The 23,574-nt window shown below is 63.3% G+C and carries 21 protein-coding genes; 12 read left to right on the top strand and 9 right to left on the bottom strand.

What is annotated here, in order from left to right:
- The first annotated feature begins 57 nt into the window (after positions 1-57).
- The 4 genes from ABIE49_RS15745 to ABIE49_RS15730 all read left to right on the top strand — a co-directional run bounded on the left by ABIE49_RS15745 (position 58) and on the right by ABIE49_RS15730 (position 3,073).
- Positions 58-711: an aspartate/glutamate racemase family protein gene (locus tag ABIE49_RS15745; RefSeq protein ID WP_192738174.1), complete on the top strand. Its 654-nt coding sequence runs from the start codon at positions 58-60 to the stop codon at positions 709-711.
- A gap of 156 nt (positions 712-867) precedes the next feature.
- Positions 868-1,320, top strand: a complete 453-nt coding sequence (locus ABIE49_RS15740; RefSeq protein ID WP_192738173.1) for a hypothetical protein — start codon at positions 868-870, stop codon at positions 1,318-1,320.
- A gap of 247 nt (positions 1,321-1,567) precedes the next feature.
- Positions 1,568-2,521, top strand: a complete 954-nt coding sequence (locus ABIE49_RS15735) for an ABC transporter substrate-binding protein (protein ID WP_192738172.1) — start codon at positions 1,568-1,570, stop codon at positions 2,519-2,521.
- A gap of 117 nt (positions 2,522-2,638) precedes the next feature.
- Positions 2,639-3,073 (top strand): acyl-CoA thioesterase, encoded by a 435-nt coding sequence (locus ABIE49_RS15730; RefSeq protein ID WP_192738171.1) that lies wholly within the window; start codon positions 2,639-2,641, stop codon positions 3,071-3,073.
- Here ABIE49_RS15730 and ABIE49_RS15725 read toward each other — a convergent pair.
- Complete coding sequence (locus ABIE49_RS15725) at positions 3,070-3,411, bottom strand: hypothetical protein (RefSeq protein ID WP_192738170.1); 342 nt, start codon at positions 3,409-3,411, stop codon at positions 3,070-3,072. The genes ABIE49_RS15730 and ABIE49_RS15725 overlap by 4 nt on opposite strands.
- A 784-nt stretch (positions 3,412-4,195) precedes the next feature.
- Positions 4,196-4,594, bottom strand: a complete 399-nt coding sequence (locus tag ABIE49_RS15720) for an MAPEG family protein (RefSeq protein WP_192738169.1) — start codon at positions 4,592-4,594, stop codon at positions 4,196-4,198.
- An 88-nt stretch (positions 4,595-4,682) separates the two neighbouring features.
- Between ABIE49_RS15720 and hemH the strand changes: the two genes are divergently transcribed.
- From hemH to ABIE49_RS15705, 3 genes are all read left to right on the top strand, one after another.
- On the top strand, positions 4,683-5,720 hold the full coding sequence (gene hemH, locus ABIE49_RS15715; protein ID WP_192738168.1) for a ferrochelatase: 1,038 nt from the start codon (positions 4,683-4,685) through the stop codon (positions 5,718-5,720).
- 155 nt (positions 5,721-5,875) lie between these two features.
- Positions 5,876-6,883: an SPFH domain-containing protein gene (locus tag ABIE49_RS15710; protein ID WP_192738167.1), complete on the top strand. Its 1,008-nt coding sequence runs from the start codon at positions 5,876-5,878 to the stop codon at positions 6,881-6,883.
- 203 nt (positions 6,884-7,086) lie between these two features.
- Entirely contained in the window at positions 7,087-7,533 is a 447-nt protein-coding gene (locus ABIE49_RS15705) for an NfeD family protein (RefSeq protein ID WP_192738166.1), read from the top strand.
- Between the two features lie 46 nt (positions 7,534-7,579).
- Here ABIE49_RS15705 and ABIE49_RS15700 read toward each other — a convergent pair whose 3' ends face one another.
- Entirely contained in the window at positions 7,580-7,921 is a 342-nt protein-coding gene (locus tag ABIE49_RS15700) for a winged helix-turn-helix transcriptional regulator (protein WP_192738165.1), read from the bottom strand.
- A 73-nt stretch (positions 7,922-7,994) separates the two neighbouring features.
- Here ABIE49_RS15700 and ABIE49_RS15695 point away from each other — a divergent pair, with 73 nt between their 5' ends.
- Complete coding sequence (locus ABIE49_RS15695) at positions 7,995-8,546, top strand: carboxymuconolactone decarboxylase family protein (RefSeq protein WP_192738164.1); 552 nt, start codon at positions 7,995-7,997, stop codon at positions 8,544-8,546.
- A 118-nt stretch (positions 8,547-8,664) separates the two neighbouring features.
- Here ABIE49_RS15695 and ABIE49_RS15690 read toward each other — a convergent pair whose 3' ends face one another.
- Positions 8,665-9,678, bottom strand: a complete 1,014-nt coding sequence (locus ABIE49_RS15690) for a KpsF/GutQ family sugar-phosphate isomerase (protein ID WP_192738163.1) — start codon at positions 9,676-9,678, stop codon at positions 8,665-8,667.
- Between the two features lie 193 nt (positions 9,679-9,871).
- On the opposite strand from ABIE49_RS15690, the gene ABIE49_RS15685 reads away from it, so the two are divergent.
- Positions 9,872-11,581 (top strand): outer membrane beta-barrel protein, encoded by a 1,710-nt coding sequence (locus tag ABIE49_RS15685; protein ID WP_192738375.1) that lies wholly within the window; start codon positions 9,872-9,874, stop codon positions 11,579-11,581.
- Between the two features lie 181 nt (positions 11,582-11,762).
- Here ABIE49_RS15685 and ABIE49_RS15680 read toward each other — a convergent pair whose 3' ends face one another.
- The 3 genes from ABIE49_RS15680 to gltB all read right to left on the bottom strand — a co-directional run bounded on the left by ABIE49_RS15680 (position 11,763) and on the right by gltB (position 18,573).
- Entirely contained in the window at positions 11,763-11,945 is a 183-nt protein-coding gene (locus ABIE49_RS15680) for a hypothetical protein (RefSeq protein ID WP_210337421.1), read from the bottom strand.
- A gap of 223 nt (positions 11,946-12,168) precedes the next feature.
- Positions 12,169-13,638, bottom strand: coding sequence for a glutamate synthase subunit beta (locus tag ABIE49_RS15675; RefSeq protein ID WP_192738161.1), 1,470 nt, complete (start codon positions 13,636-13,638; stop codon positions 12,169-12,171).
- 171 nt (positions 13,639-13,809) lie between these two features.
- Positions 13,810-18,573 (bottom strand): glutamate synthase large subunit, encoded by a 4,764-nt coding sequence (gene gltB / locus ABIE49_RS15670; protein ID WP_192738160.1) that lies wholly within the window; start codon positions 18,571-18,573, stop codon positions 13,810-13,812.
- Positions 18,574-19,058: 485 nt separating this feature from the next.
- Between gltB and ABIE49_RS15665 the strand changes: the two genes are divergently transcribed.
- Positions 19,059-19,856: a hypothetical protein gene (locus ABIE49_RS15665; RefSeq protein WP_354066838.1), complete on the top strand. Its 798-nt coding sequence runs from the start codon at positions 19,059-19,061 to the stop codon at positions 19,854-19,856.
- Between the two features lie 65 nt (positions 19,857-19,921).
- On the opposite strand, the gene ABIE49_RS15660 is transcribed toward ABIE49_RS15665, so the two are convergent.
- Both ABIE49_RS15660 and ABIE49_RS15655 read right to left on the bottom strand, forming a co-directional pair.
- Complete coding sequence (locus ABIE49_RS15660; protein ID WP_210337420.1) at positions 19,922-20,695, bottom strand: alpha/beta fold hydrolase; 774 nt, start codon at positions 20,693-20,695, stop codon at positions 19,922-19,924.
- Positions 20,696-20,875: 180 nt separating this feature from the next.
- Positions 20,876-21,343, bottom strand: a complete 468-nt coding sequence (locus ABIE49_RS15655; RefSeq protein ID WP_192738159.1) for an Hsp20 family protein — start codon at positions 21,341-21,343, stop codon at positions 20,876-20,878.
- Between the two features lie 224 nt (positions 21,344-21,567).
- On the opposite strand from ABIE49_RS15655, the gene ABIE49_RS15650 reads away from it, so the two are divergent.
- Together ABIE49_RS15650 and ABIE49_RS15645 are read left to right on the top strand one after the other, a co-directional pair.
- Complete coding sequence (locus ABIE49_RS15650) at positions 21,568-22,515, top strand: alpha/beta fold hydrolase (RefSeq protein ID WP_192738158.1); 948 nt, start codon at positions 21,568-21,570, stop codon at positions 22,513-22,515.
- Between the two features lie 30 nt (positions 22,516-22,545).
- Positions 22,546-23,532: an NAD-dependent epimerase/dehydratase family protein gene (locus ABIE49_RS15645; RefSeq protein ID WP_192738157.1), complete on the top strand. Its 987-nt coding sequence runs from the start codon at positions 22,546-22,548 to the stop codon at positions 23,530-23,532.
- Positions 23,533-23,574 lie beyond the last annotated feature (42 nt).

The following is a 23,574-nucleotide window of genomic DNA, read 5'->3' as shown; positions in this document are numbered from 1 at the left end:
AGGCCCCGGATTGCGCTACGCTTCATCCGGGCTACTTGCTTGAATCGATAGACGGGCATGCGCCGCATCCTGCTGATCAATCCGAACAGTTCGGCGGCGACCACCGCCATGATGGTCGGCATCGCGCAAGCGGCTGCGGCCGGCGCGTGTGAAATTTCCGGCGCGACGGCGCGACGCGCACCGCCGATGATCGTCGAGCCCGATGCGCTTGCCGCCGCAGCCGACGAAGTCGTCGAGATAGCCGTCTCGAACGATGGCAAGTACGATGGTCTCATCGTCGCGGCGTTCGGCGATCCGGGCCTTGCGCAAGTCCGGGAGCGATGCCGGACGCCGGCGGTCGGCATCGCTGAATCGGCCTTTCGCGAAGCATCGGCCGGCGGGCGGCGGTTTGGGATCGCCACGACGACGCCGGCATTGAAGGCTGCCATTGATCGGCGCGTCGCCTTGCTCGGGCTGTCGGCGCAATACACCGGCCTTCGAATAACGTCCGCGGACCCCACGGAGTTGGTCAAGGACAAGCTTCGCCTGCGCGACGCGCTGGCCGATGTCGTGCGTCACTGCATTAGCGATGACGGCGCAGAGGCCGTCATTATCGGCGGCGGCCCTTTGGGCGAGGCTGCGCGCGAACTGAAGCCAATGTTCTCGATCCCGATCATCGCGCCCATTTCCGCAGCGATACGGTCAGTTCTTGCGATTCTGGCGCGGAAGTGATGGCGGCGCTACGCGCGGAATCAGCGGATGCTTGATTCTCAGATTTAGGAAAAGTTTGATACGAACTCCGTTTTAGACGTGCTTGCAGGTGTGTAGAGCGACCTGTCCGCCACGTCGTTGCCACTCGGCAAAGCGTCAGCTCCACAGGAGGCAGCAATGCGCATCAGGTCAATTGCCGTCGCCTGCTTGCTGGTCACGGTCTGCTGGGCTGTGACGGCAGTGCCATCCCTCGCGGCCCCGATCTGCTGGATAGATCGTATCGCCAAAGCCAATGGCGGCATCGACGTCTATTTCATAAAGAACGCAGTTTTGAACATAAGTGTAATGGAGAATCCCGGCGTTACCTCGGCTCGCTATACCGCGCATAATGGTGTGGTCCGCGACGAAGGCGGTCGGGAGCAGGATCGCCTCTTTGTAAAGGACGGCGTCGAATTCTCTGCGTTTCAGCTGGCGCACGACAGCTGCACCTACAAGGTTAGCGCAAGCGGGGAGGTCGGCAAGGTGACCGCGAAGGCCGCATTGCATTTGCACGGACTCCCACCCGCTTTCGCTACGCAGACCATCGGGACGGATGGTACCGAAACGGAGGCGGTGTCACCGAAACCATGACCGTCAGGCACACAGCGCGGTGGTTTGCCCCCCGTATCCTCGCCTGCGCATCATGTTGAACAAGCGATCAACGCGGACACGCCCGGCAAGGATCGACCGCAAGCGGTCGAAAAAACGTAATTGACCGGACGGCGTCGTGAGACGATTAGCTGCCATTTGTCGCGGGGTGGGCGGTTGCCGGCTGATATAGTCCGCGCATTGCGCGAGGCACCCGTTCGAGGCGAGCATGCGGCGACGGACATTTTTGATGACCCTGGTGGGTACTGTTTGCTGCCCGTCATTTGCTCGCTCGCAGCAAACGTTGCGGATTGTCGGCGTTTTGGGGTCGGCATCCCCGGCATCGTATGGAAGCTACATGAACGGGTTTTTCCTCGGCCTTCGAGCGGCGGGTTTTACCGAAGGCAGAGACATAAAAGTCGAACAACGATGGGCCGACGGCAACTACGACCGCGTCAGGGAAATGGCGGCCGATCTCGCCTCTCGGCGGCCGAGCGTTATTTTCGCAAGCGGCAATCCCGCCGCCATCGAGCTCAAGAAGCTTACCTCGACGATTCCCGTGGTGTTCACCATCGGCCTCGATCCGGTGAAATATGCCTTCGCGGCCAACATGAACCGGCCGGCAGGCAACATGACCGGCACGCTCCTGTATTCCAGCGATCTCATCATAAAGCGAATGGAGATGCTGAAAGAGATGAATCCTTCCGCGAGCCGTTTCGCATTTTTGGTCAACCCCAAAAACCCCAATGTGGACGACGACACGCAGGCTTTGAAGGCCGCAATTCTGAAGTTGCAGGGAAGTATCCTGATCGCGCATGCCAGCAATGATGGCGAAATCGAAACCGCGTTTGATCGGATGAAGGAAGACAAGGTCGACGCTGCGATCATCAGCCCCGACGCATATTTTGCCGACCGCTCGGAAAAAATCGTGGCATTGGCGGCGCGCCATCGACTGCCGACCATCTATGACCGTCGGATCTCGGCATCGGCAGGTGGCTTGATTGCGTTCGGTCCAAGTTTTATCGATTCTTATCACCGCGCGGGCATTCTGGTTGGTCGCGTCCTGAAGGGAGAAAAGCCGGCGGACCTGCCGGTGGAACTGCCGACGAAGTTTGAACTGGTCGTGAATCTCAAGACAGCGAAATCGCTGGGCCTGCAGGTGCCGCAATCAATCCTTGCCCGCGCTGACGAGGTGATTGAATAGGATTTTTTACTTCCGATATTGACAATTCCCGGACGTGGCGCGATCTCCCGATGGAGTCCGCAATGCGCATCAACACGGATGTCCGCCAACGTCCATGAATTTGTGAGTTCACGCCCTATGTCACGCGAGCAGTTCTGGTTTTTCCACCCGTTTCGGGTGCGCTATTCCGAGATCGACGGGCAGGGCGTTGTCTTCAACGCGCACTACCTGACCTATTTCGACACCACCATCACCGAATATTTTCGCGCGCTCGGCTACGACCAGTATGCGGACTCCCGAAAGACCGGGATCGACTTCCACGTCGTCAAATCGCTGATCGAGTACAAGGCGCCGGTACTGTTCGACTGGGAACTGGACGTTGGCGCGCGGGTGGCGCGGATCGGCAATTCAAGCCTTACGTTCGAACTCGCGATCTTTCAGAAGGGCGGCCACGAGGCGCTGGTGACCGGGGAAATCGTCTGGGTCTATACCGACCAGAAATCCCATCGGCCGGTTCCGATCCCGCAATCAATCCGCGACTTCATCGCGACGCGGGAGCGGCATCTGGCTTAGAGCGAATTGAGGATGATGAGCGCGATCGCCAGGATGAGCAGAACCCACCATATCTGGACGGCGATGGCTACGAAGCCGAGGACGGCCGCGATACCTGCCAGCAGCTTTCCTTCCTTCATGATGATCGCGACGACGGCGAAAGAGATGGCGATCACGCCGAGCGCGGCCGCCCCCGTTGAGAGTACCTCGTTCCAGGTCGCCTGACCGACGAGCCCGGAAAGGTAGATCCCCGGCACCAATTGCGTCAGTGCCGAGACCAGCAGCGCCAACAGGCCTGTCACGCTGCCGATAATGCTGAACCGGCGGGATTGTACGGCACTATCCATCACAGTATCCATCACATGAAATCTCCCGCGCCGCCTTGGAGCGAGCCGCGCTTGTGCCTTGGTGCGATTCCGTCGCTTGAAGGTTCAATGTGAACTGAAGGTGCCCGACAGGCAAGCAAAGCTGCGGCAATTTGGCCCGACGGGCAAATCACTTCCGATTTACGGAAATCGTGTCAAGCCCCGAAGTGAAAAATATTTCTGTTTACCAGAATGAAAATCAGGTGCATATATCTGCCCATCCCGTCCCACTCAGAGGGCGTCGGCCGTCGTCACGGACGTTGGACGGGTTGCGGTGGACGCTGATGTCGCGAAGACGTAACGCGACAAAAGCGTACGGCAAAACCGTGTGGTCCTGGCGCCCGTTGCTGGCGTCAAGCTGTCGGAGAAGCGCAAGCGGAACCGATAGCGACGGAGTCAACCAAGAACTCGTCTCCGGGGAGATCACGGCATAAGCCGTAAAGCCATTGCGCAGGGAAGGCCGGGTGTTCTCCGCTGCCCTGTATGCTCGTGTGCAGCCTTTTTAGTGCAAATCGCACACGAGACCGCGGGTGCAGCGCGCACCCGGTCTTCCCTGCGCCCTCTCATTGAAGAGGGCGGGAAGTTCCTGGCAAAGCTCGGACGCAATGCGTCGCGAGATCGCTAACCCATATTCGGTGTCATCGCCCGGCTTGACCGGGCGACCCAGTATTCCAGAGACGTCAATGATAGAACCGAGAAGCCGCGGCGTACTGGGTCCCCCGCTTTCGCGGAGGACGACAGCAATGACTGGAGGGAGCGGGGTATGGCGGCAGGCAATCTACCCCGGCAAATACCCCTTGACCGCCGGCAGGAAGAAGATCGCGATGTTGATCGCAAAGCCGATCGACCACAGGATCGAGCGCAGCGTCGGGCGGTTGCCCAGATAAGTGAAGACGTAGGCGATCCGCACGATCAGGAACAGCACCGCCAGTTCATCGATCAAATGTTGCGGCCCGAGGCGAAACTCGGCCAGCAGCACCGCGACCGCAAAAAACGGAAAGGCCTCGATGCCGTTCTGATGGGCGCCGAGCGCCCGGGCGCGGATCGGATCCTCGTAGAAATCGGGGTCGCGGGGCCTCGCATTGTCGAAACGGCGAAACCCGATCCATTTGACCGAGGCGATCGTCAGCAAGTACAGCAACAGAGTTCCGAAAACGCACCATTCGGCGACCGTCATGGTTCCTCCCGCCCGCGGCAAGGCCTGAGCGTATCGAACCGATGCTTGTCTTGACAAGGATGGTGCAACGCGCGAAGCCACGGAAATCATGACCGTGGTCGTTCCCATAGGAAGTGCGAAGCCTGCACTGGCCGCCAAGCCGGAGCGCGTCGGCGTGCTGCTGGTCAATCTCGGCACGCCCGATACCGCCGATACCAGGGGCGTGCGGGTCTACCTCAAGGAATTTCTCTCCGACCCGCGCGTGATCGAGGACCAGGGGCTGCGCTGGAAGCTGATCCTCAACGGCATCATTTTGCGCATCCGTCCCCGCCGCAAGGCGCGCGACTACCGGAAGATATGGAACGTCGAGAGGAACGAATCGCCGCTCAAGACGATCACGCGCGCGCAGGCCGAAAAGCTGGCGGAGGCGATCGCGGACCATGATCACGTCGTGGTCGACTGGGCGATGCGTTACGGCAATCCGTCGATCCGCTCGCGCATCGATGCCCTGACCGCGCAAGGCTGCGACCGTCTCCTGGTCGTGCCGCTCTATCCGCAATATTCCGCGGCGACCTCGGCCACCGTCTGCGACGAGGTTTTCCGCGTGCTGGCCGGCATGCGCGCGCAGCCGATATTGCGCGTGACGCCGCCTTACTATGACGACCCTGATTACATCGAGGCGCTGGCGGCCTCGATATCAGCGCATCTGGCGACCTTGCCGTTCCAGCCCGAACTGATCGTCGCGTCGTTTCACGGCATGCCGCAAAACTATGTCGACAAGGGCGACCCCTACCAGGCGCAGTGCATCGCAACAACCGACGCCTTGCGCCGACGCATGGGCCTTGATGCGTCCAAACTCAAGCTTACATTTCAATCGCGCTTCGGCTTCGACGAGTGGCTGCAGCCCTACACCGACAAGACCATCGCGCAGCTCGCGAAGGATGGTGTCAAGCGCATTGCCGTGGTGACCCCCGGCTTCTCCGCCGATTGCCTGGAGACGCTGGAAGAGATCGCGCAGGAAAACGCCGAAATATTCAAACACAATGGCGGCGAGCAGTTCGCGGCGATCCCCTGCCTCAACGACTCCGAGCCCGGCATGGACGTGATCCGCCAGCTTGTGTTGCGCGAGCTTCAGGGCTGGATTTGATATTCCCGCGTCAAGACGCCATACATCTGGCGGCTGTCAAACGGCTCCCTACGTAATCCTTACTTGAGAACAGCCGGGCTGAACCGGCGGTGGCATCCGGCAGACATATGGACGACCGCGTCCGGCAACGGTCTTGCCGGTTTTGGAGGGAATTCATGACTGGTTTCGACATTTTCGCGATTGCGTTTTTGCTGCTGGTCATTGTGACCCTGTTCGCCGGCGTCAAGACGGTGCCGCAAGGCTATGACTGGACCATCGAACGGTTCGGCAAATACACCCGCACGCTGTCGCCGGGGTTGAACATCATCGTTCCCTATTTCGACCGCGTCGGCCGCAAGATGAACATGATGGAGCAGGTGATCAGCATTCCCGAGCAGGAGGTGATCACCAAGGACAACGCCACCGTGACGGTGGACGGCGTCGCGTTCTATCAGGTGTTCGATGCCGCCAAGGCCAGCTACGAAGTATCCAATCTCGATCAGGCGATCATCGTGCTGACGATGACCAACATCCGCTCGGTGATGGGGGCGATGGACCTCGACCAGGTGCTGTCGCACCGCGACGAGATCAACGAGCGGCTGCTGCGCGTGGTCGACGCCGCGGTGTCGCCGTGGGGGCTGAAGGTCAACCGCATCGAGATCAAGGACATCGTGCCGCCGGCGGATCTCGTGGAAGCGATGGGCCGGCAGATGAAGGCCGAGCGCGTCAAGCGCGCCGACATTCTGCAGGCCGAAGGCCAGCGGCAGTCGGAGATCCTGCGCGCCGAGGGCGCCAAGCAGGGCCAGATCCTGCAGGCCGAAGGCCGCAAGGAAGCCGCCTTCCGCGACGCCGAGGCGCGCGAGCGTTCGGCGGAGGCTGAAGCCAAGGCGACGCAGATGGTGTCCGAAGCCATCTCCAAGGGCGACGTTGCCGCGCTGAATTACTTCATCGCCGATAAATACATCAAGGCGTTCGGGCAGCTGGCCGAATCGCCGAACCAGAAGATCCTCATGCTGCCGATCGAGGCCACCAGCATTTTGGGCTCGCTCGCCGGCATCGGCGAGATCGCCAAGGCCACGTTCGGTGACGCCGCTACCGCGGCAGTCGCGCGGCGTGGTTCGGTGCCATCAACCGGACCCGCCACGCCGCCACCGCCGCCGTCACCGTTCTCGCCGCAGCGGTAGGGAGACTTCCCTCTCCCGCTTGCGGGGGAGGGTGCCGAGCGAAAGCGAGGCGGGTGGGGGCTCTCTCCACGAATCATATCGCGGAGAGAGCCCCCACCCCAGCCCTCTAGGAGCGAGCTTCGCTCGTCTCGACCCGCAAGCGGGAGAGGGAGCTGACTGCCGGTGTGTTGTCGAGTTCGACTAAGAAGGACAGAGGTCGTGTCATGGCCGACATATTTGCTACCCTGGGTACCTGGAACTGGCTGATCTTCGGCTTCATCCTGATGGGGCTGGAATTGCTGGCGCCGGGTGTCTTCCTGTTCTGGCTCGGGCTTTCCTCGCTGATGGTCGGCCTGGTGTCGTTTGCGATCAATCCGACGTGGCAGACGCAGCTTTTGATGTTCGCGTTGTTCGCGGCCGCGGCCGTGCCGGCGTGGCGGCATTTTGCCAAGAGCGCCGGCAGCAGCAGCCAGAGCAACCCGTTCCTCAACCGGCGGACCGAAGCGATGATCGGCCGGGAGTTCACGCTGGAAAAACCGATCGTCGACGGCACAGGCACGGTGCGGATCGACGACACGATCTGGCGCGTCGCCGGCCCCGATGCGCCGGCCGGCAGCCGCGTCAAGGTCGTGCGCGCTGACGGCGCCAGCCTGACGGTAGCGGTGGCCTAGAGCATGATCCGGAAAAGTGGGTACCGGTTTTCCGATCAGATCATGCTCAAGCTTGCATTTGCTTGCTCCACCGCTCGGCAAATCGATGCAGGGGAAGGAAGGTTTCATTCAACTCCTGGCCGAGCCCGGTCAGGCCGTAGCCATCGCCCGGCAGCAGCTCGATCAGGCCGGACTCGCGCAACTCGGTCAGGCGGGTCTGCATGACCGTCGGCGAGGCCTCGTCGCAGGCGGTGCGCAGCGCGCGCGAGGTCAGCGGTCCCTCGCGCAACTCCCACAGGATGCGCAAGGTCCAGCGGCGCCCGAGCAGGTCGAGCAACGCCATGACCGGCCGGCCGGTGCGGGAGCCGCGGACGGCGCGTTTCTTCATGGCAGGGGCCTGTTTCGGCATCGGAAAGCCTCTTGCGAGCCGCTACACATATTGTAGCGTACTGCTACAATTATTGTAGCAAAGGAGCGAACCGATGTCACAGACCGCGCCCCGGATAGCGCCGCTGCAGCCGCCTTATCCACCCGAGATTCAGCAACAATTCGAGCGCATCATGCGCGGCGCGCCGCTGCTGATGCTGTTCCGGGTGATGGCCCGCAACGCCCGCGCCTGGGAGAAGTTTCGCGGCGGCAGCCTGCTGGATCGCGGCCCGCTCACCTTGAGAGAGCGCGAGATCGTGATCGACCGCACCTGCGCGCGGACCGGCTGCGAATACGAATGGGGCGTGCATATCGCGGCGTTCGCGGAAGCCGCCCGCCTGACCGCCGAACAGGGCCGCGCCACCGTCCTCGGCGATGCCAAGGCCGCCTGCTGGTCGGAAGCCGAGCAGGTACTGATCGCAACCGTCGATGCCCTGCACGACCGCGCGACGCTCGATGAGGCCGAGTTCAAGGCGCTGTCGGCGCACTATGACGACGCGAAAATCGTCGAGATCATCCAGCTCTGCGGCTTCTACCGGACGGTGTCATATCTGGCCAACGCGCTGGCATTGCCGCTGGAGGACACGGCGGCGAGATTTCCGAGATAGCCGTCATTGCGGGAATTGTAGGGTGGGCAAAGCGCAGCGTGCCCACCATCGAGCGCACGGTCGGGATGGTGGGCACGGCGCTCTGCGCCTTTGCCCACCCTACGAAGCTCATTCGGTCTTACGCCACGCCCGCGCGCAGCAAATCATGCAGATGCACGATGCCGACCGGCTTGCTGGCATCGGTCACGATCAATGCGGTGATCTTCGAGGAGTTGAGGATCTCCAGCGCCTCACCCGCGAGCAGGTCGCGGCCGATGGTCTTGGGATTCTTCGTCATCACCTCGTCGACGGTGGCGGTCATCAGATCGGGCCGCATGTGGCGGCGCAGATCGCCGTCGGTGACGATGCCGACGATATGGCCGCGGCCGTCAGTGATACCAACGCAGCCAAAGCCCTTCGACGACATCTCGACCAGCGCATCGGACATTTTGGTGCCGAGCGGCTTCAGCGGCACCGCGTCGCCTGAATGCATGAGGTCGCGGGTGTACTTCAACAGCGCGCCGAGCTTGCCGCCGGGATGCAGCACGCTGAAATCGACCGAGGTGAAGCCGCGGCCTTCCAATAGTGCGATCGCCAGCGCGTCGCCGAGCGCCAGCATCATCAGCGAGGAGGTGGTCGGTGCCAGATTATGCGGGCAGGCCTCGCGCGCCTTCGGCAAGGTCAGCGCGACGTCGGCGGCCTTGCTCAGGGTGGATTCCCGGTCCGCGGTCATCGCGATCAGGGGAATGGAAAAGCGGGTGGCATAGGTGATGAGATTCTTCATCTCCGGCTGCTCGCCGGACCAGGACAGCGCCAGGATGACGTCGTCGGCGGTGATCATGCCGAGATCGCCATGGCTGGCCTCCGCGGCATGGACGAAGAACGCCGGCGTGCCGGTGGAGGCGAAGGTCGCGGCGATCTTGCGGCCGATATGGCCCGACTTGCCGAGCCCGGTCACGATCAGCCGGCCCTTGGCGTTGCCGATGCAATCGACGGCCGCCGCGAACGGCGCGCGGAGGTCGGACTGCAGCGCCGCCGTGATCGCGGCGATGCCGCCGGCCTCGACATCGAGCGTGCGCAGGGCCGACTCGATGGCGGCGTTGGCGTGATCGGTGCCGGATGATTTTGCCATCAGCGGTTTCGGCTTGGCCATGTCTTAAATCCAGGGAGGAGGGGTAAAGCCCCCGGACCCCTCCTTAGCACGGCCGATTTGGCGATGCGACGCGGGCTGCCGGCTCTCAACGGGTCATTAACCATAATTGTTTTAACTCCATTAACGACGTTCCCCCGCGCGCTGGGAATACGTCCGAATAAGTAGCTGACGTTGTTGGAGTATTTTCATCGTGATGGCAGGTCCAGTCGAGGGCCGTAGCAGGCGCGCGACAGTGTTCCGCGCGGTATTGCCATGCCTTGCGCTGATTGCCCTGACCGGGACCATTGCGCAGGCCCAGACCGTCACGCCGGACCTGTTCAGTCCGACCCGCAGCAGCCAGCTGATGCCGGTGGATTCGCCGCTGCGCCGGACCAGTGCCGAGGCCAACGACAAAACCAGCGACGAGGCCAACGATGCCCGGGTTCGCGACAAGGAGAAGCCCGCGCCGTCGCGCATCGGGGCGATCCCGCGCTACGGCCTGCCCGCCGCCAGCGGCGCCTCCAGCTCCGGTTACGACTCGCTCAACCGCAGGCTTCAGAAGCCGAAATATTATCCGGGACAGGTCCGGCCGAAGCCGCCGCCGGGGCCCGGCAGCCGGCCGCCGCTGCTGTCGAACACGCCGCTGCGGCTTTCGATTCCGCCGTCGCAGACCGCGAACAAGGCCCCGATCCCGCCGGCGATGGCCGGCACGGTGGTGGGCCAACCTGCACGCAAGCGGCTCAAGATCGATGACGATCCGTTCGGCCCGGTCGGCGATTACGCCGGCAGCTTTCTGATCAAATCGGCGGTCGAATTGCGCGGTGGTTACGACACCAATCCCGCCCGAATCGCCGTGCCGCGAGGCTCGCCATTTTATGTCGTAGCGCCGGAATTCCTCGCCATCTCCGACTGGGAGCGCCACGCGCTGGTGGCTGATCTGAAGGGCTCCTTCACCGGCTACACCAACACCTTCCCGCCGGTGGACGGTGTGGTGTCGTCGGCGCCTACCAACGTCGATCGTCCGAATTTCAACGGCCATGTCGATGGCCGTCTCGATGTCTCGCGCGACACGCGGCTGCTGGGACAGGCCCGGCTACTCGTCGCCACCGACAATCCGGGCAGCCCCAACATTCAAGCCGGTCTTGCCAAATACCCCGTCTATGCAACGTTCGGAGGGACCTTTGGCGTAGACCAGAATTTCAATCGGCTGCAGCTTTCAGCCGGCGCAGCGGTCGATCGCACTGTCTATCAGAACTCACAGCTCACCGACGGCACGTCGACCACCAATGATGACCGCAACTACAATCAGTTCGGCGGTCTTGGACGTGTCAGCTACGATCTGATACCGGGCCTGAAACCATTCGGCGAAATCGAAGGTAACGTTCGCTCGCATGACCTGTTGGTCGATCGCAGCGGCTATCAGCGCAATTCCAACGGCGGATCAGTGCGGGCCGGCACCACCTTCGAACTCTCACGAATATTGACGGGCGAACTCGCGGTCGGTTGGGCGGCGCGCACCTACGAGGATCCGCGGTTGTTGCCGCTGCAAGGGCTGCTAACGTCGGCTTCGCTGGTGTGGGTCGCCACTCCGCTGACAACAGCGAAATTCTTTGCCACCACGACGATCAACGAGACCACAGTGCCCGGCGTCTCCGGCGTGCTGACGCGCACCTACACCGCGGAGGTCGATCACGATTTCCGTCGCTGGCTGACAGGCATCGGCAAATTCACCTGGGGCACGCAGGCCTACCAGGGCGATCAGCGTTTCGATCGGTTCTATTCCATTTCCGGCGACCTGATTTACAAGATGAACCGCAATCTGTGGGTCACAGGTACGCTGCGCCGCGACTGGCTGGATTCCAACCAGCCTGGCAACAGCACCGCCGCCACCATCGTCATGCTCGGCGTGCGTCTGCAGCACTGAACTTCATCGCCTTGCTTGCGTGCTGAAGCCGAGGGGAGGGAATTGTGACACACCGCTAACGGTTGTGTGACGGTGTCACACCCACTATTACTTGACCGCGGACCAAAGCGGCCCCAATCTGGTGGCCCTTACAGAAGGAGTTTCAATGGCCCAAGGCAAAACCGCCTCTCGCAGCATTTTATCACGTACTCTGGCCACGATTATTCTCGTTGGCATCTATTGTTTCAGCATCGTCGGTGTGACGGCGCTGATGGTTGGAGGATCGACGACGGCGGCGTACGCGCAGCGCGGTGGTCGTGGCGGCGGAGGCCGTGGTGGCGGTCGCGGCGGCGGACGAGGCCGTGGCGGCGGTCGTGGTCACCATCACCACTATCGTGGCCGCGGTCGCGGCTACGGGTACGGTCGCGGCTACGGTTATGGCGGCGGCTATGCTGCCTGCTACTATGTTGCCGGCGTACGGGTCTGCCCGTAAGACAACATTCCGTAGGACTGACAACTACAAGAATGGATACGAAAATCTGGTGCAGCACGCGAGGGCGCGCTGCACCAGTTTTGATTTTCTACGGTTCAATTGCGGCCGGCTGCGTTCAGCGCGGCAGCGTCGTCGATCCCATCAGATACTGATCGATGGCGCGGGCGCAGAGGCGGCCCTCGCGGATCGCCCACACCACCAGCGACTGACCGCGGCGCATGTCGCCGGCGGAGAACACGTTCGGCACTGACGTCTGGTAGTCGGTCAGGTTGGCGCGGACGTTGCCGCGCTGGTCGAGGTCGACGCCGAGCGTCTTCAGCATGCCGTCATGGACCGGATGCACGAAGCCCATCGCCAGCAGCACCAGTTGCGCGTCGAGTTCGAATTCGGTGCCGGCGATCGGCTGGAACTTTTCGTTGACCTGCACGCAATGCAGCTTCTGCACCTTGCCGTCGACGCCTGAGAATTTCTGCGTCAGCACCGCGAATTCGCGGCGGGCGCCTTCGGCCTGGCTCGACGAGGTCCGCATTTTCAACGGCCAGTTCGGCCAGGTCAGGCCCTTGTCTTCGTGCTCGGGCGGCGCCGGCATGATTTCGAGCTGGGTCACGGACTTCGCGCCCTGCCGGAACGACGTGCCGATGCAGTCCGAACCGGTGTCGCCACCGCCGATCACGACGACATGCTTGCCGCCGGCGAGGATGTCCGCGGCGGCCCCGAGCGGCTCGGAGGAGACGCGGCGGTTTTGTTGCGGCAGGAAATCCATCGCGAAGTGGATGCCGTCGAGGTCGCGGCCCGGGATCGGCAGATCGCGGCCGGCTTCGGCGCCGCCGGTCAGGGCCACCGCGTCGTATTGCCGGTGCAACTCGCGCGGATCGATCGCGGTTTGACCATTTCCTTGCGAGGTGCCGCCGACATGGACGCCGTAATGGAAGGTGACGCCCTCGGCTTCCATCTGCGCCACGCGGCGGTCGATGATGTGCTTTTCCATCTTGAAATCGGGAATGCCGTAGCGAAGCAGGCCGCCGGCCTTGGCGAACTTCTCGTAGACATGGACGTCATGGCCGGCGCGCGCGAGTTGCTGCGCGGCGGCAAGGCCCGCAGGCCCGGAACCTACGATCGCAACCTTCTTGCCGGTCTTGCTGGGGGCGATTTCCGGCTTCAGCCAGCCATTGTCCCAGGCGCGGTCGACGATCGCGCATTCGATGGTCTTGATGGTGACCGGGTTGTCGTCGATGTTGAGCGTGCAGGAGGCCTCGCACGGCGCCGGGCAGATGCGGCCGGTGAACTCCGGGAAATTGTTGGTGGAGTGCAGATTGCGCGAGGCTTCTTCCCAATTGTCCTGATAGACGAGGTCGTTGAAATCAGGGATCTGGTTGTTGACCGGGCAGCCCGGCGTACCCGGCTGAACCGAGCCGGTGCCGTGGCAATAGGGAATGCCGCAATTCATGCAGCGCGCGGCCTGGTCGCGGGTGTCTTTCTCGCTCAGCGGAATGACGAATTCGCGATAGTGCTGCAAGCGGTCGGCGACGGGCGCATATTTGCGGTCGTGCCGGTCGATTTCCAGAAAACCTGTGATCTTGCCCATTAAACCCAACGTTCCTGCAACTTAAGCTTCGTCATTCCTATCAGACCCTCATCCCCGGATGAGCGCTTCGCGCTCACCGAGGGAGCGGCGTCTTCGCCGCGTCTTGAAGGCCCGACCGTGGCCTCATGGTTCGAGACGGCGCAAGCGCCTCCTCACCATGAGGATAACAAATCAAGCCCCGATCGCGATTTTCGGCTCGGCGTCGGCGTTCGCCTTCAATTCCTTCAGCGCGCGGCGGTATTCCACCGGCATTACCTTGCGGAATTTCGGCAGCCAGGTCTTCCAGTCGGCGAGGATCTCTTCCGCCCTCTTCGAGCCGGTCAGCTTGGCGTGGCGCGTGATCAGGACGTGCAGCCGCTCGACGTCGGAGTCGAGCAGGTTCTGGAACACGTCGACCCTGCCATGCGCTTCGAGATCGCCGGTGTGGTGATAGGTGTTCTGGTTGATCATCTCTTCCGAGAGCACCGGTTCGAGCTCGACCATAGCCATGTTGCACAGCTTGGCGAAGTCGCCGGCCTCGTCCAGCACATAGGCGATGCCGCCGGACATGCCGGCTGCGAAGTTGCGCCCGGTCTTGCCCAGCACCACGACGATGCCGCCGGTCATGTATTCGCAGCAATGGTCGCCGGCGCCTTCGACGACTGCGACCGCGCCGGAGTTACGCACCGCGAAGCGCTCGCCGGCGATGCCGCGGAAATAGCATTCACCCTCGATCGCGCCATACATCACGGTGTTGCCGACGATGATGGACTCTTCCGGCACGATGCCGGAATTGCGCGGCGGCTTGACGATGATGCGGCCGCCGGACAGGCCCTTGCCGACATAGTCGTTGCCTTCGCCTTCGAGCTCGAAGGTGACGCCGCGCGTCAGCCAGGCGCCGAACGCCTGGCCTGCGGTGCCCTTGAGGCTGACCTGGATGGTATCGAGCGGCAGGCCGGCATGGCCGTAGATCTTGGCCAGCGTGCCCGACAGCATCGCACCGGCCGAGCGGTCGGTGTTGTTGATCTCCTCGTCGATCTTCACCGGCGCGCCGCGGTCGATCGCGGCCTGCGCCTTCTCGATCAGCCGGCGGTCGAGCACGGCTTCCAGATGATGGTCCTGGCTCTCGGCGTGATAGATCTTCTGGCCGGGCTGTTCCTTCTGGCGCACGAACAATTTTGAGAAGTCGAGGCCCTTGGCCTTCCAGTGCGCCACCAGCGTCGACTGGTCGAGCATCTGGGTCTGGCCGACCATCTCGTTGAAGGTGCGGTAGCCGAGCTGGGCCATGATCTCGCGGACTTCTTCGGCGACGAAGAAGAAGTAGTTGATGACGTGCTCGGGCTGGCCGGTGAAGCGCTTGCGCAGCACCGGATCCTGCGTCGCGACGCCGACCGGGCAGGTGTTGAGATGGCACTTGCGCATCATGATGCAGCCGGCCGCGATCAAGGGCGCGGTGGCAAAGCCGAATTCGTCGGCGCCGAGCAGCGCGCCGATCACGACGTCACGTCCGGTGCGGAAGCCGCCGTCGACCTGGACCACGATGCGGCTGCGCAGCCGCTCGCGCACCAGCGTCTGGTGGGTTTCGGCAAGACCGATTTCCCACGGAGAGCCTGCGTGCTTGATCGAGGTCAGCGGCGACGCGCCGGTGCCGCCCTCAAAACCTGCGATCGTCACATGGTCGGCGCGTGCCTTGGCAACGCCGGCGGCCACGGTGCCGACACCGATTTCGGAGACCAGCTTGACCGAGACCTGACCGTCCGGATTGACGTTCTTGAGGTCGTAGATCAGCTGCGCCAGATCCTCGATCGAATAGATGTCGTGGTGCGGCGGCGGCGAGATCAGGCCGACGCCCGGCGTCGAATGCCGCACGCGCGCGATCACGGCGTCGACCTTGTGGCCGGGCAACTGGCCGCCTTCGCCGGGCTTGGCGCCCTGCGCCATCTTGATCTGCATCATGTCGGAGTTGACGAGGTACTCCGTCGTCACGCCGAACCGGCCCGAGGCGACCTGCTTGATCGCCGAGCGCATCGAATCGCCGTTCGGCATCGGCTTGAAGCGATCGGCCTCTTCGCCGCCTTCGCCGGTGTTGGACTTGCCGCCGATCCGGTTCATCGCGATCGCCAGCGTGGTGTGCGCCTCGCGCGAGATCGAGCCGAAGCTCATCGCGCCGGTGGCGAAGCGCTTGACGATGTCCTTGGCGGGCTCGACCTGGTCGAGCTTGATCGGCTTGCGCTTCTCGTCCTCGGCGGACTTGATCCGGAACAGGCCGCGCAGCGTCAATAGCCGCTCGGATTGCTCGTTGAGGATTTTGGCGAACGCCTTGTAGCGCTCCAGTGAATTGCCGCGCGCGGCATGCTGCAGCATCGAGACCGATTCTGCGGTCCAGGCGTGGTCCTCCCCGCGGGTGCGGTAGGCATATTCGCCGCCGACATCGAGCGCGGTCTTGTAGACCTGCGCCTCGCCGAACGCATCGCTGTGACGGCGGCAGGTTTCCTCGGCGATTTCGGCAAGACCCACGCCTTCGACCCGGGTGTGGGTGCCGGCGAAATACTTGGCGATAAAATCTGCCTTCAGGCCGACGGCGTCGAAAATCTGCGCGCCGCAATAAGACTGGTAGGTCGAGATGCCCATCTTGGACATCACCTTGAGCAGGCCCTTGCCGATCGACTTGATGTAGCGCTTGACGATCTCGTAATCGTCGAGCGAGCCGGGCAGGCGGTCCTTCATCGCGATGATGGTCTCGAACGCCAGATACGGGTTGATCGCTTCGGCGCCGTAGCCGGCGAGGCACGCAAAGTGATGCACTTCGCGCGGTTCACCGGATTCGACCACGAGGCCGACCGAGGTGCGCAGGCCGGTGCGGATCAGATGATGATGCACGGCGGCGCAGGCCAGCAGCGAGGGGATTGGAATCCGGTCCGAGCCCGCCATGCGGTCGGACAGGATGATGATGTTGACGCCTTCGCGCACCGCGCCTTCGGCGCGCGCGCAGAGTTCGTCGAGCACCTGTTCGAGGCCCGCCGCGCCGAAGCCGGCATGGAAAGTCGTGTCGAGCGTGCGCGACTTGAAATGGCTGTCGGCAACGTCGGAGATCGAGCGGATCTTTTCCAGATCCGCGTCGGTCAGGATCGGCTGGCGCACTTCGAGACGCTTGGTCGAAGCGAGGCCCTGCAGGTCGAACAGGTTCGGCCGCGGTCCGATGATCGAGACCAGGCTCATGACGAGTTCTTCGCGGATCGGATCGATCGGCGGGTTGGTGACCTGCGCAAAATTCTGCTTGAAATAGGTGAACAGCGGCTTCGGCCGGTCCGACAATGCCGAGATCGGCGTGTCGTTGCCCATCGAGCCCGCGGCCTCTTCGCCGGTCGAGGCCATTGGCGTCATCAGGATGGTAACGTCTTCCTGCGAATAGCCGAACGCCTGCTGCCGGTCGAGCAGCGGCAGGTTGGAGCGCATGCCCTTGCTCGAGGCGTCGGGCAATTCCTCGAGCTGGATCTGGGTGCGATGCAGCCAGTCGCTGTAGGGATGGCTCTTGGCCAGATCAGCCTTGATCTCGTCGTCGGGAATGAGGCGGCCCTGTTCGAGGTCGACCAGCAGCATCTTGCCGGGCTGCAGCCGCCACTTGGTGATGATCTGGTCCTCGGGGATCTTGAGCACGCCCATTTCGGACGCCATCACGATGCGATCGTCCTTGGTAACGAGATAGCGCGCCGGCCGCAGGCCGTTGCGGTCCAGCGTTGCGCCGATCTGGCGGCCGTCGGTGAAGGCGATCGCGGCGGGGCCGTCCCACGGCTCCATCATCGCGGCGTGATATTCGTAGAAGGCGCGGCGCGTCTCATCCATCAGGGGATTGCCGGCCCAGGCTTCCGGAATCATCATCATCACGGCGTGCGGCAGCGAGTAGCCGCCCTGCACCAGGAATTCGAGCGCGTTGTCGAAACAGGCGGTGTCGGACTGGCCCTCATATGAAATCGGCCACAGCCTGGAGATGTCCTTGCCGTACAGTTCCGAATGCACCGAGGCCTGCCGCGCCGCCATCCAGTTGACGTTGCCGCGCAGCGTGTTGATTTCGCCGTTATGGGCGATCATCCGGTAGGGATGCGCCAGCGACCAGGCCGGGAAGGTGTTGGTCGAGAAGCGCTGATGCACCAGCGCCAGCGCGCTCTCGAAATCCGGCTCGTGCAGATCGGGATAATACTTGCCGAGCTGGTCGGCGAGGAACATGCCCTTGTAGATCACGGTCCGGCACGACATCGAGACCGGGTAATAGCCGGCAAGGCCGCGATCGCGGCGCTGATAGATCGCCTGCGAGATCGACTTGCGCAGGATATAGAGCCGGCGCTCGAAATCATCCTCGGTCTTGGTCGCGCCGTTGCGGCCGATGAACACCTGCATGCAGGATGGCTCGGTCGGCTTGACGGTTTCGCCGAGCGAGGAATTGTCGGTCGGCACGTCGCGCCAGCCGAGCAGCTTCAGGCCTTCGTTCTTGATCTGGTCGGCGATGATGCTCTGGATGACTTTGCGCCACGCGGTCTCCTTCGGCAGGAACAGCGCACCGATGGCATACTCGCCGGGCTTCGGCAGCTTGAAGCCGATCTCGGCGGCCTTGCGCGCGAAGAACGCGTGCGGGATCTGCACCAGGATGCCGGCGCCGTCGCCGGCGCGCGGGTCGGCGCCCACGGCGCCGCGATGTTCGAGGTTGCAGAGAATGTTGATCGCGTCGTCGACGATCTGATGCGACTTCTTGCCCTTGATGTTGGCGATGAAGCCGACGCCGCAGGAATCTTTTTCGAGGCTCGGGTCGTAGAGGCCTTCAGCCGGCGGACGCCAGCTCCACTCGCGCTGAGGCTCGGTATGCAAAGGTTCTGAATACGCGGCGTCGTCCGGCTTCGAGATAGCGGTCGCCGACAGCGCTTCTGTCACGATGTTTTCGCGCTCGAATTCCGACCCGCTCATCTTAGTCCTCTCAATCAGGTCAAGGGCCTTAGCTGTCACCGGCGCACCTTGGGCGCTTGCGGCACCCACCGGGCCACCGCTCGTCCACCGCGAGCCGAAATTTCCTAAATTCAGGCTTGGGCGTTCAACGTCCCTGAGGAACGGCCTTGCCTGTACTTACCGGAGCTCGAAACTGCCCGGTTTTCGTTGCAATCCCTGTGCCGGGAATGCCCCACGATTGAGACAGTGATACTGTCCTAACTCCCGACCATGCCAAATTTTTCTCTATCACACAAGCGCGTGAAAGTCCCTGTCCGCATAGCTGATCCGTGCCTGTAGCCGTCGAAACACACTGACCGGGTTTGCCGAAACATACTGCCCCGGATTTGGGGCAAACGCGCCGCGATCCGGCCCAAGGACCGCCGGATTTCACAAGGAAATTCGGTTCCGGGACGGTCGGGCAAGAGAGCGAACACGCTCCAGGCAGGGGCTAACAGGAGCTAGGAATGATGAAGTTCTTCACAGGATGGGTTTTTGCGGCGGGAATGGCTCTCGCCACAACGGCCACGCAGGCGCAGGTACCGGCGCCTTACGAGGCCGGACGCTCGCCCTATTACTCGGTATCCGACATTGGCGACCCCTATTATGCGCCGCCCCGCTATGCGCCGCCGTCGGCCTACCCCGGGCCGCGTTACGGCTACGGGCAGGGGCCGATGCTGCTGCCGCCGACCGAGGTCTACACGGTGCTGCGCGAGAGCGGATTTTCGCCGCTCGGCATCCCGCAGCAGCGCGGCCTCGTTTACACGATTTCGGTGATCGACCGGGGCGGCGATGACGGCCGCCTGATCATCGACGCGCGCACCGGCCGGATCATCCGCTTCATACCGGCGCACCGGATGGGCGATAATTTCAACGACGATCTGACCATGAATTACGGCGCTCCCGGACCGCTGCCGCCGACCCATGTCAGGGGCGCGCCGCGGCCGCCGAAGCCGGCCCCGCAGGTCGCCAGCCGTACCGTGCCGGTTCCGAAGCCGAGCCCGCTCGCTGCGGCCGCCAAGCCGGCCGCCGCTGTCGAACCGGCGGCCAAACCGGTGGCCGCCGCCCGGCCGGCCACCGTCGAGCCTGCGGCCAAGCCCGCCGCCGCGGTGGAACCGGTGCAGCAATCGGCGGCAGCTCAGCCTAAATCGGCTGAAGCGCAAACGCCGCCGCCCGCCTCTGTGACCACAGGTGCGGTCCCGGCCAAGCCGGTACCGCAGATCGCCCCGACCCAGGACATGCCCAACGTGCAGGGGCTGGAGTAGAGACCAAACCGCAGCGGCGCTTCCTGATCCCTCCCTCTTGCGGGGAGGGATCAGACCACGGCCAGCTATTCCTTATGACCCGCCGCCGCGAGGATCAGGTCGGCGATCTCCTCTGGATGCGACACCAGCGACAGATGACCCGCGTCCAGTTCGACCGTGGTCGCGTTCATGCGCTTGGCCAGAAACCGCTCGAGGTCGGGATTGATGGTCTGGTCCTGCCTGGAGACCGCATACCATGACGGCTTGGAGTGCCAGGCGGCTACGGTGGTACGTCCCGCAAACAGGGAAACGGCGGTCGGCTCCTGCACCGCGTAGAGCACCTCGGCCTTTTTTGGCGCCACGCCGTTGGCGAAATATTTCAGGAACGAATCCTCCGACAATTTGGTGAAGCCGTCATGTTCCCGGATCCCGGCGCGCACCGGCCCGGCCGGGAATTTTCCGGAGAGCGCGACAAAATCCTCGCCCGCATCAGGGCCGCGCGCGGCGACATAGACCAGCGCCGATACTTTCGGATCCGTTCCGGTCTCGCTGATCACGGTGCCGCCCCAGGAATGCGCGACCAGCACGGTCGGCCCGTCCTGCAGCGCCAGCGCGCGTCGGGTCGCGGCGACGGAATCGGCAAGCGACGTCAGCGGATTCTGTACGGCGGTGACCTTCAGCCCCGCGGCCTGAAGATAGGGGATGACTTCCGACCAGCTCGAGCCGTCCGCCCACGCCCCGTGCACCAGCACGACATTGCGCGCCACCGGCGTCGCCGCCTCGGCCTGCGCCGGGAGTGTGCCAAGCGATCCCGCAAATGCCGTGACCGCGAGCGCCGTTACCAGTTGAACCATCTTCATCGAACCTGCTCCGTGATTTTCTCAGCGTGATGCGCTGCGCATGATTGGAGTTCGATGCGCGGGGCTTGACGTTACGGCGCTCACGGCAGTGTGAGATCACGAACATGACGCACGAAAAAACGCCCCGGTTTCCCGGGGCGTTTTCGCGTTCAGCCAATATCTGCTGAAAGCCTGACAGTGTTATGCGGCGACCGAGCTGTCGACGACCCGCGGGGTTTGCGAGCCGTTGCTGATCGGAATGCTGCGCGGCTTCTTGGCCTCGGGAATCTCGCGGACGAGATCGACGTGGAGCAGACCGTGCTCGAGCGAGGCGTTCTTGACCTGCACGAAGTCGGCAAGCTGGAAGGCGCGCTCGAAGGCGCGCGCCGCGATGCCGCGGTACAGCACTTCGGATTTGTCCTGGCCGTTCTCGTTGGCGGACTTCTCGCCCTTGATCGTCAGCGTGTTTTCCTTGGCGACGATCGAAAGCTCGCCTTGCGAGAAGCCGGAGACCGCGACGCTGATGCGGTAAGCGTTCTCGCCGGTGCGCTCGATGTTGTAGGGGGGATAACCGGGGCTGCCGTCTGACGCTGCCTGGTCGAGCAGGGAGAAGAAGCGGTCGAAGCCGACGGTGGAACGGTAAAACGGGGCGAGATCGTAGGTACGCATAGGGTAGTCCTCCATTGAGCGACTGTTGCAATTAACCCGCCCGCCATCGGGCCGGGCTTTCGTTCATGTGCAGCCTCAATGTCCGGGTTCCCGAAACACTGGTAGCGGCCTGCACAGAAATGATATGGGAGGGGCCGAACACCGTTCAAGAGGGGCCGAATCGAGCCTCTTTTTGCCAGCCCGCCTTGATTTCCATTCCTCCTTTCCTAGCCGGTTCCCCGTCCATGACGCTCGTCTCGATCCCTGCCAATCCGGTTCCGGAGGATGTCGTCAGCGGCACCATCAAGACGCCTGACGGCGCCGAACTGCGCTTTGCGCGCTGGGCGCCGCCGGCGGGCCGCAAGGGCACCGTCTGCGTCTTCACCGGCCGCAGCGAGCAGATCGAGAAATATTTCGAGACGGTGCGCGACCTGCGCGATCGCGGGTTCGCGGTGGCGATGATCGACTGGCGCGGCCAGGGTCATTCCTCGCGGCGCCTGCGCGATCCACGCAAGGGTTATGTCCGCGATTTCTCCGATTTCGAAATCGACGTCGAAACCTTCGTGCAGCAGGTGGTGCTGCCGGATTGCCCGCCGCCCTATTTCGCGCTGGCGCATTCGATGGGCGGCGCCGTGATGCTGCGCGTCGCGCATGCGGGAAAACGCTGGTTCGACCGCATGGTGCTGTCGGCGCCGATGATCGATCTGCCGGGAAGCCGGACCTCGTTTGCGGCGCGCACACTGTTGCGGGTGCTGCGGCTCGCCGGGCAGGGCGGCCGTTACGTGCCTGGAGGCAGCGACGCGCTGACCGGCACCGAGTCCTTCATCAACAATCCCTTCACCAGCGATCCCGTGCGCTTTGCCCGCAACGCCGCGATCCTGGAAGAAGACCCGACGCTGGGCATCGGCTCGCCGACGGTCGCCTGGGCCGACACGGCGTTTCGCGCCATGCACGGCTTTCGCGCGTCGAACTATCCTTCCGAAATCCGCCAGCCGATCCTGATGCTGGCCGCCAGCAGCGACACCATCGTCTCGACCGCGGCGATCGAGGAATTCGCCTATCATTTGCGCGCCGGCTCGCATCTGGTGATCGCGGGGTCCAAGCACGAGATCCTGCAGGAGCAGGACCGCTACCGCTCGCAATTCTGGGCCGCGTTCGACGCCTTCGTTCCGGGCACGCCGCTGTTCAAGTGATTACATCCGATCGGTGGGGGAGGCAGTTGCATGCGTCTGTTGATTCTGGGCGGAAGCCAGTTTCTTGGGCGCGCGATTGCGGCTCATGCTTGCGCGGCCGGACATGACGTGACGTGTGCCGCACGGGGGCTTGCGGGTCCGATTGCGACCGGCGCGAAATTTGTTGCCGTCGACCGCGACGTTTCAGACGGGCTTGAGCCGCTTGCGCGCCAGGAGTTCGATGCTGTCGTGGATGTATCACGTCACCCGGGCCAGGTGCGCCGCGCGGTCGCCGCACTCAAGCGGCAGACCGGGCATTGGACCTTCGTCTCGACGGTGAGCGTTTATGCGGACAATCGCACGCCCGGGCAGCGGGCGGACACGGCCCCGCTGCGGGCACCCACCGCCCCTGATGTCGAGTATAGCAGTGAAGAAATTTATGGTGCCGCCAAAGTCGCGTGCGAGCAGGCCGTGGGCGAAAGCGCCTTCATTTGCAGGGCGGGTCTTATTGTCGGGCCGGAGGATCCGACGGGTCGGTTCACGTATTGGCCGGCACGGCTGGCCCGCGGAGGCGAAGTGCTTGCGCCCGGGAGCCCGGAGGATGCCGTTCAGTTCATCGACGTGCGCGACCTTGCGCAATGGATCGTTCAAGCCGCGCAAGCCCGCCTGACAGGTATCTATGACGCAATTGGGCCAACGCGCACCCGCGGCGAGTTGCTGGCTGACTGCGCGGCGGCACTGGGGTCATCCTGTACGTTCACATGGGTAGATCGTGCCTTCCTGGAGCAGCACGACGTCAGACGTTGGGCGGGCCCTCGATCGCTCCCCTTGTGGCTCCCTCTGCCGGACTTTGCCGGCTTTGCTACGCGCGACACGACGCCGGCGCGTCATGCCGGCCTCACTGTGCGGCCTCTTCCGGAGACCGCGCGTGACACGCTAGGCTGGTTGCGTGCCACCGACGGCCCAGTCGTCGGTTTAACCTTCGACGAAGAAAGGGAAGTGCTTGACGCATGGCATGCGAAGCATCCTGGCGACTGACGACGACGTGATCAGTTTTATGACCGCACGACCTAAAGCGGG

The organism is Bradyrhizobium sp. OAE829 (assembly GCF_040546575.1).
Lineage (GTDB): Bacteria > Pseudomonadota > Alphaproteobacteria > Rhizobiales > Xanthobacteraceae > Bradyrhizobium.
This window is presented reverse-complemented; position numbering and strand designations above follow the sequence as displayed.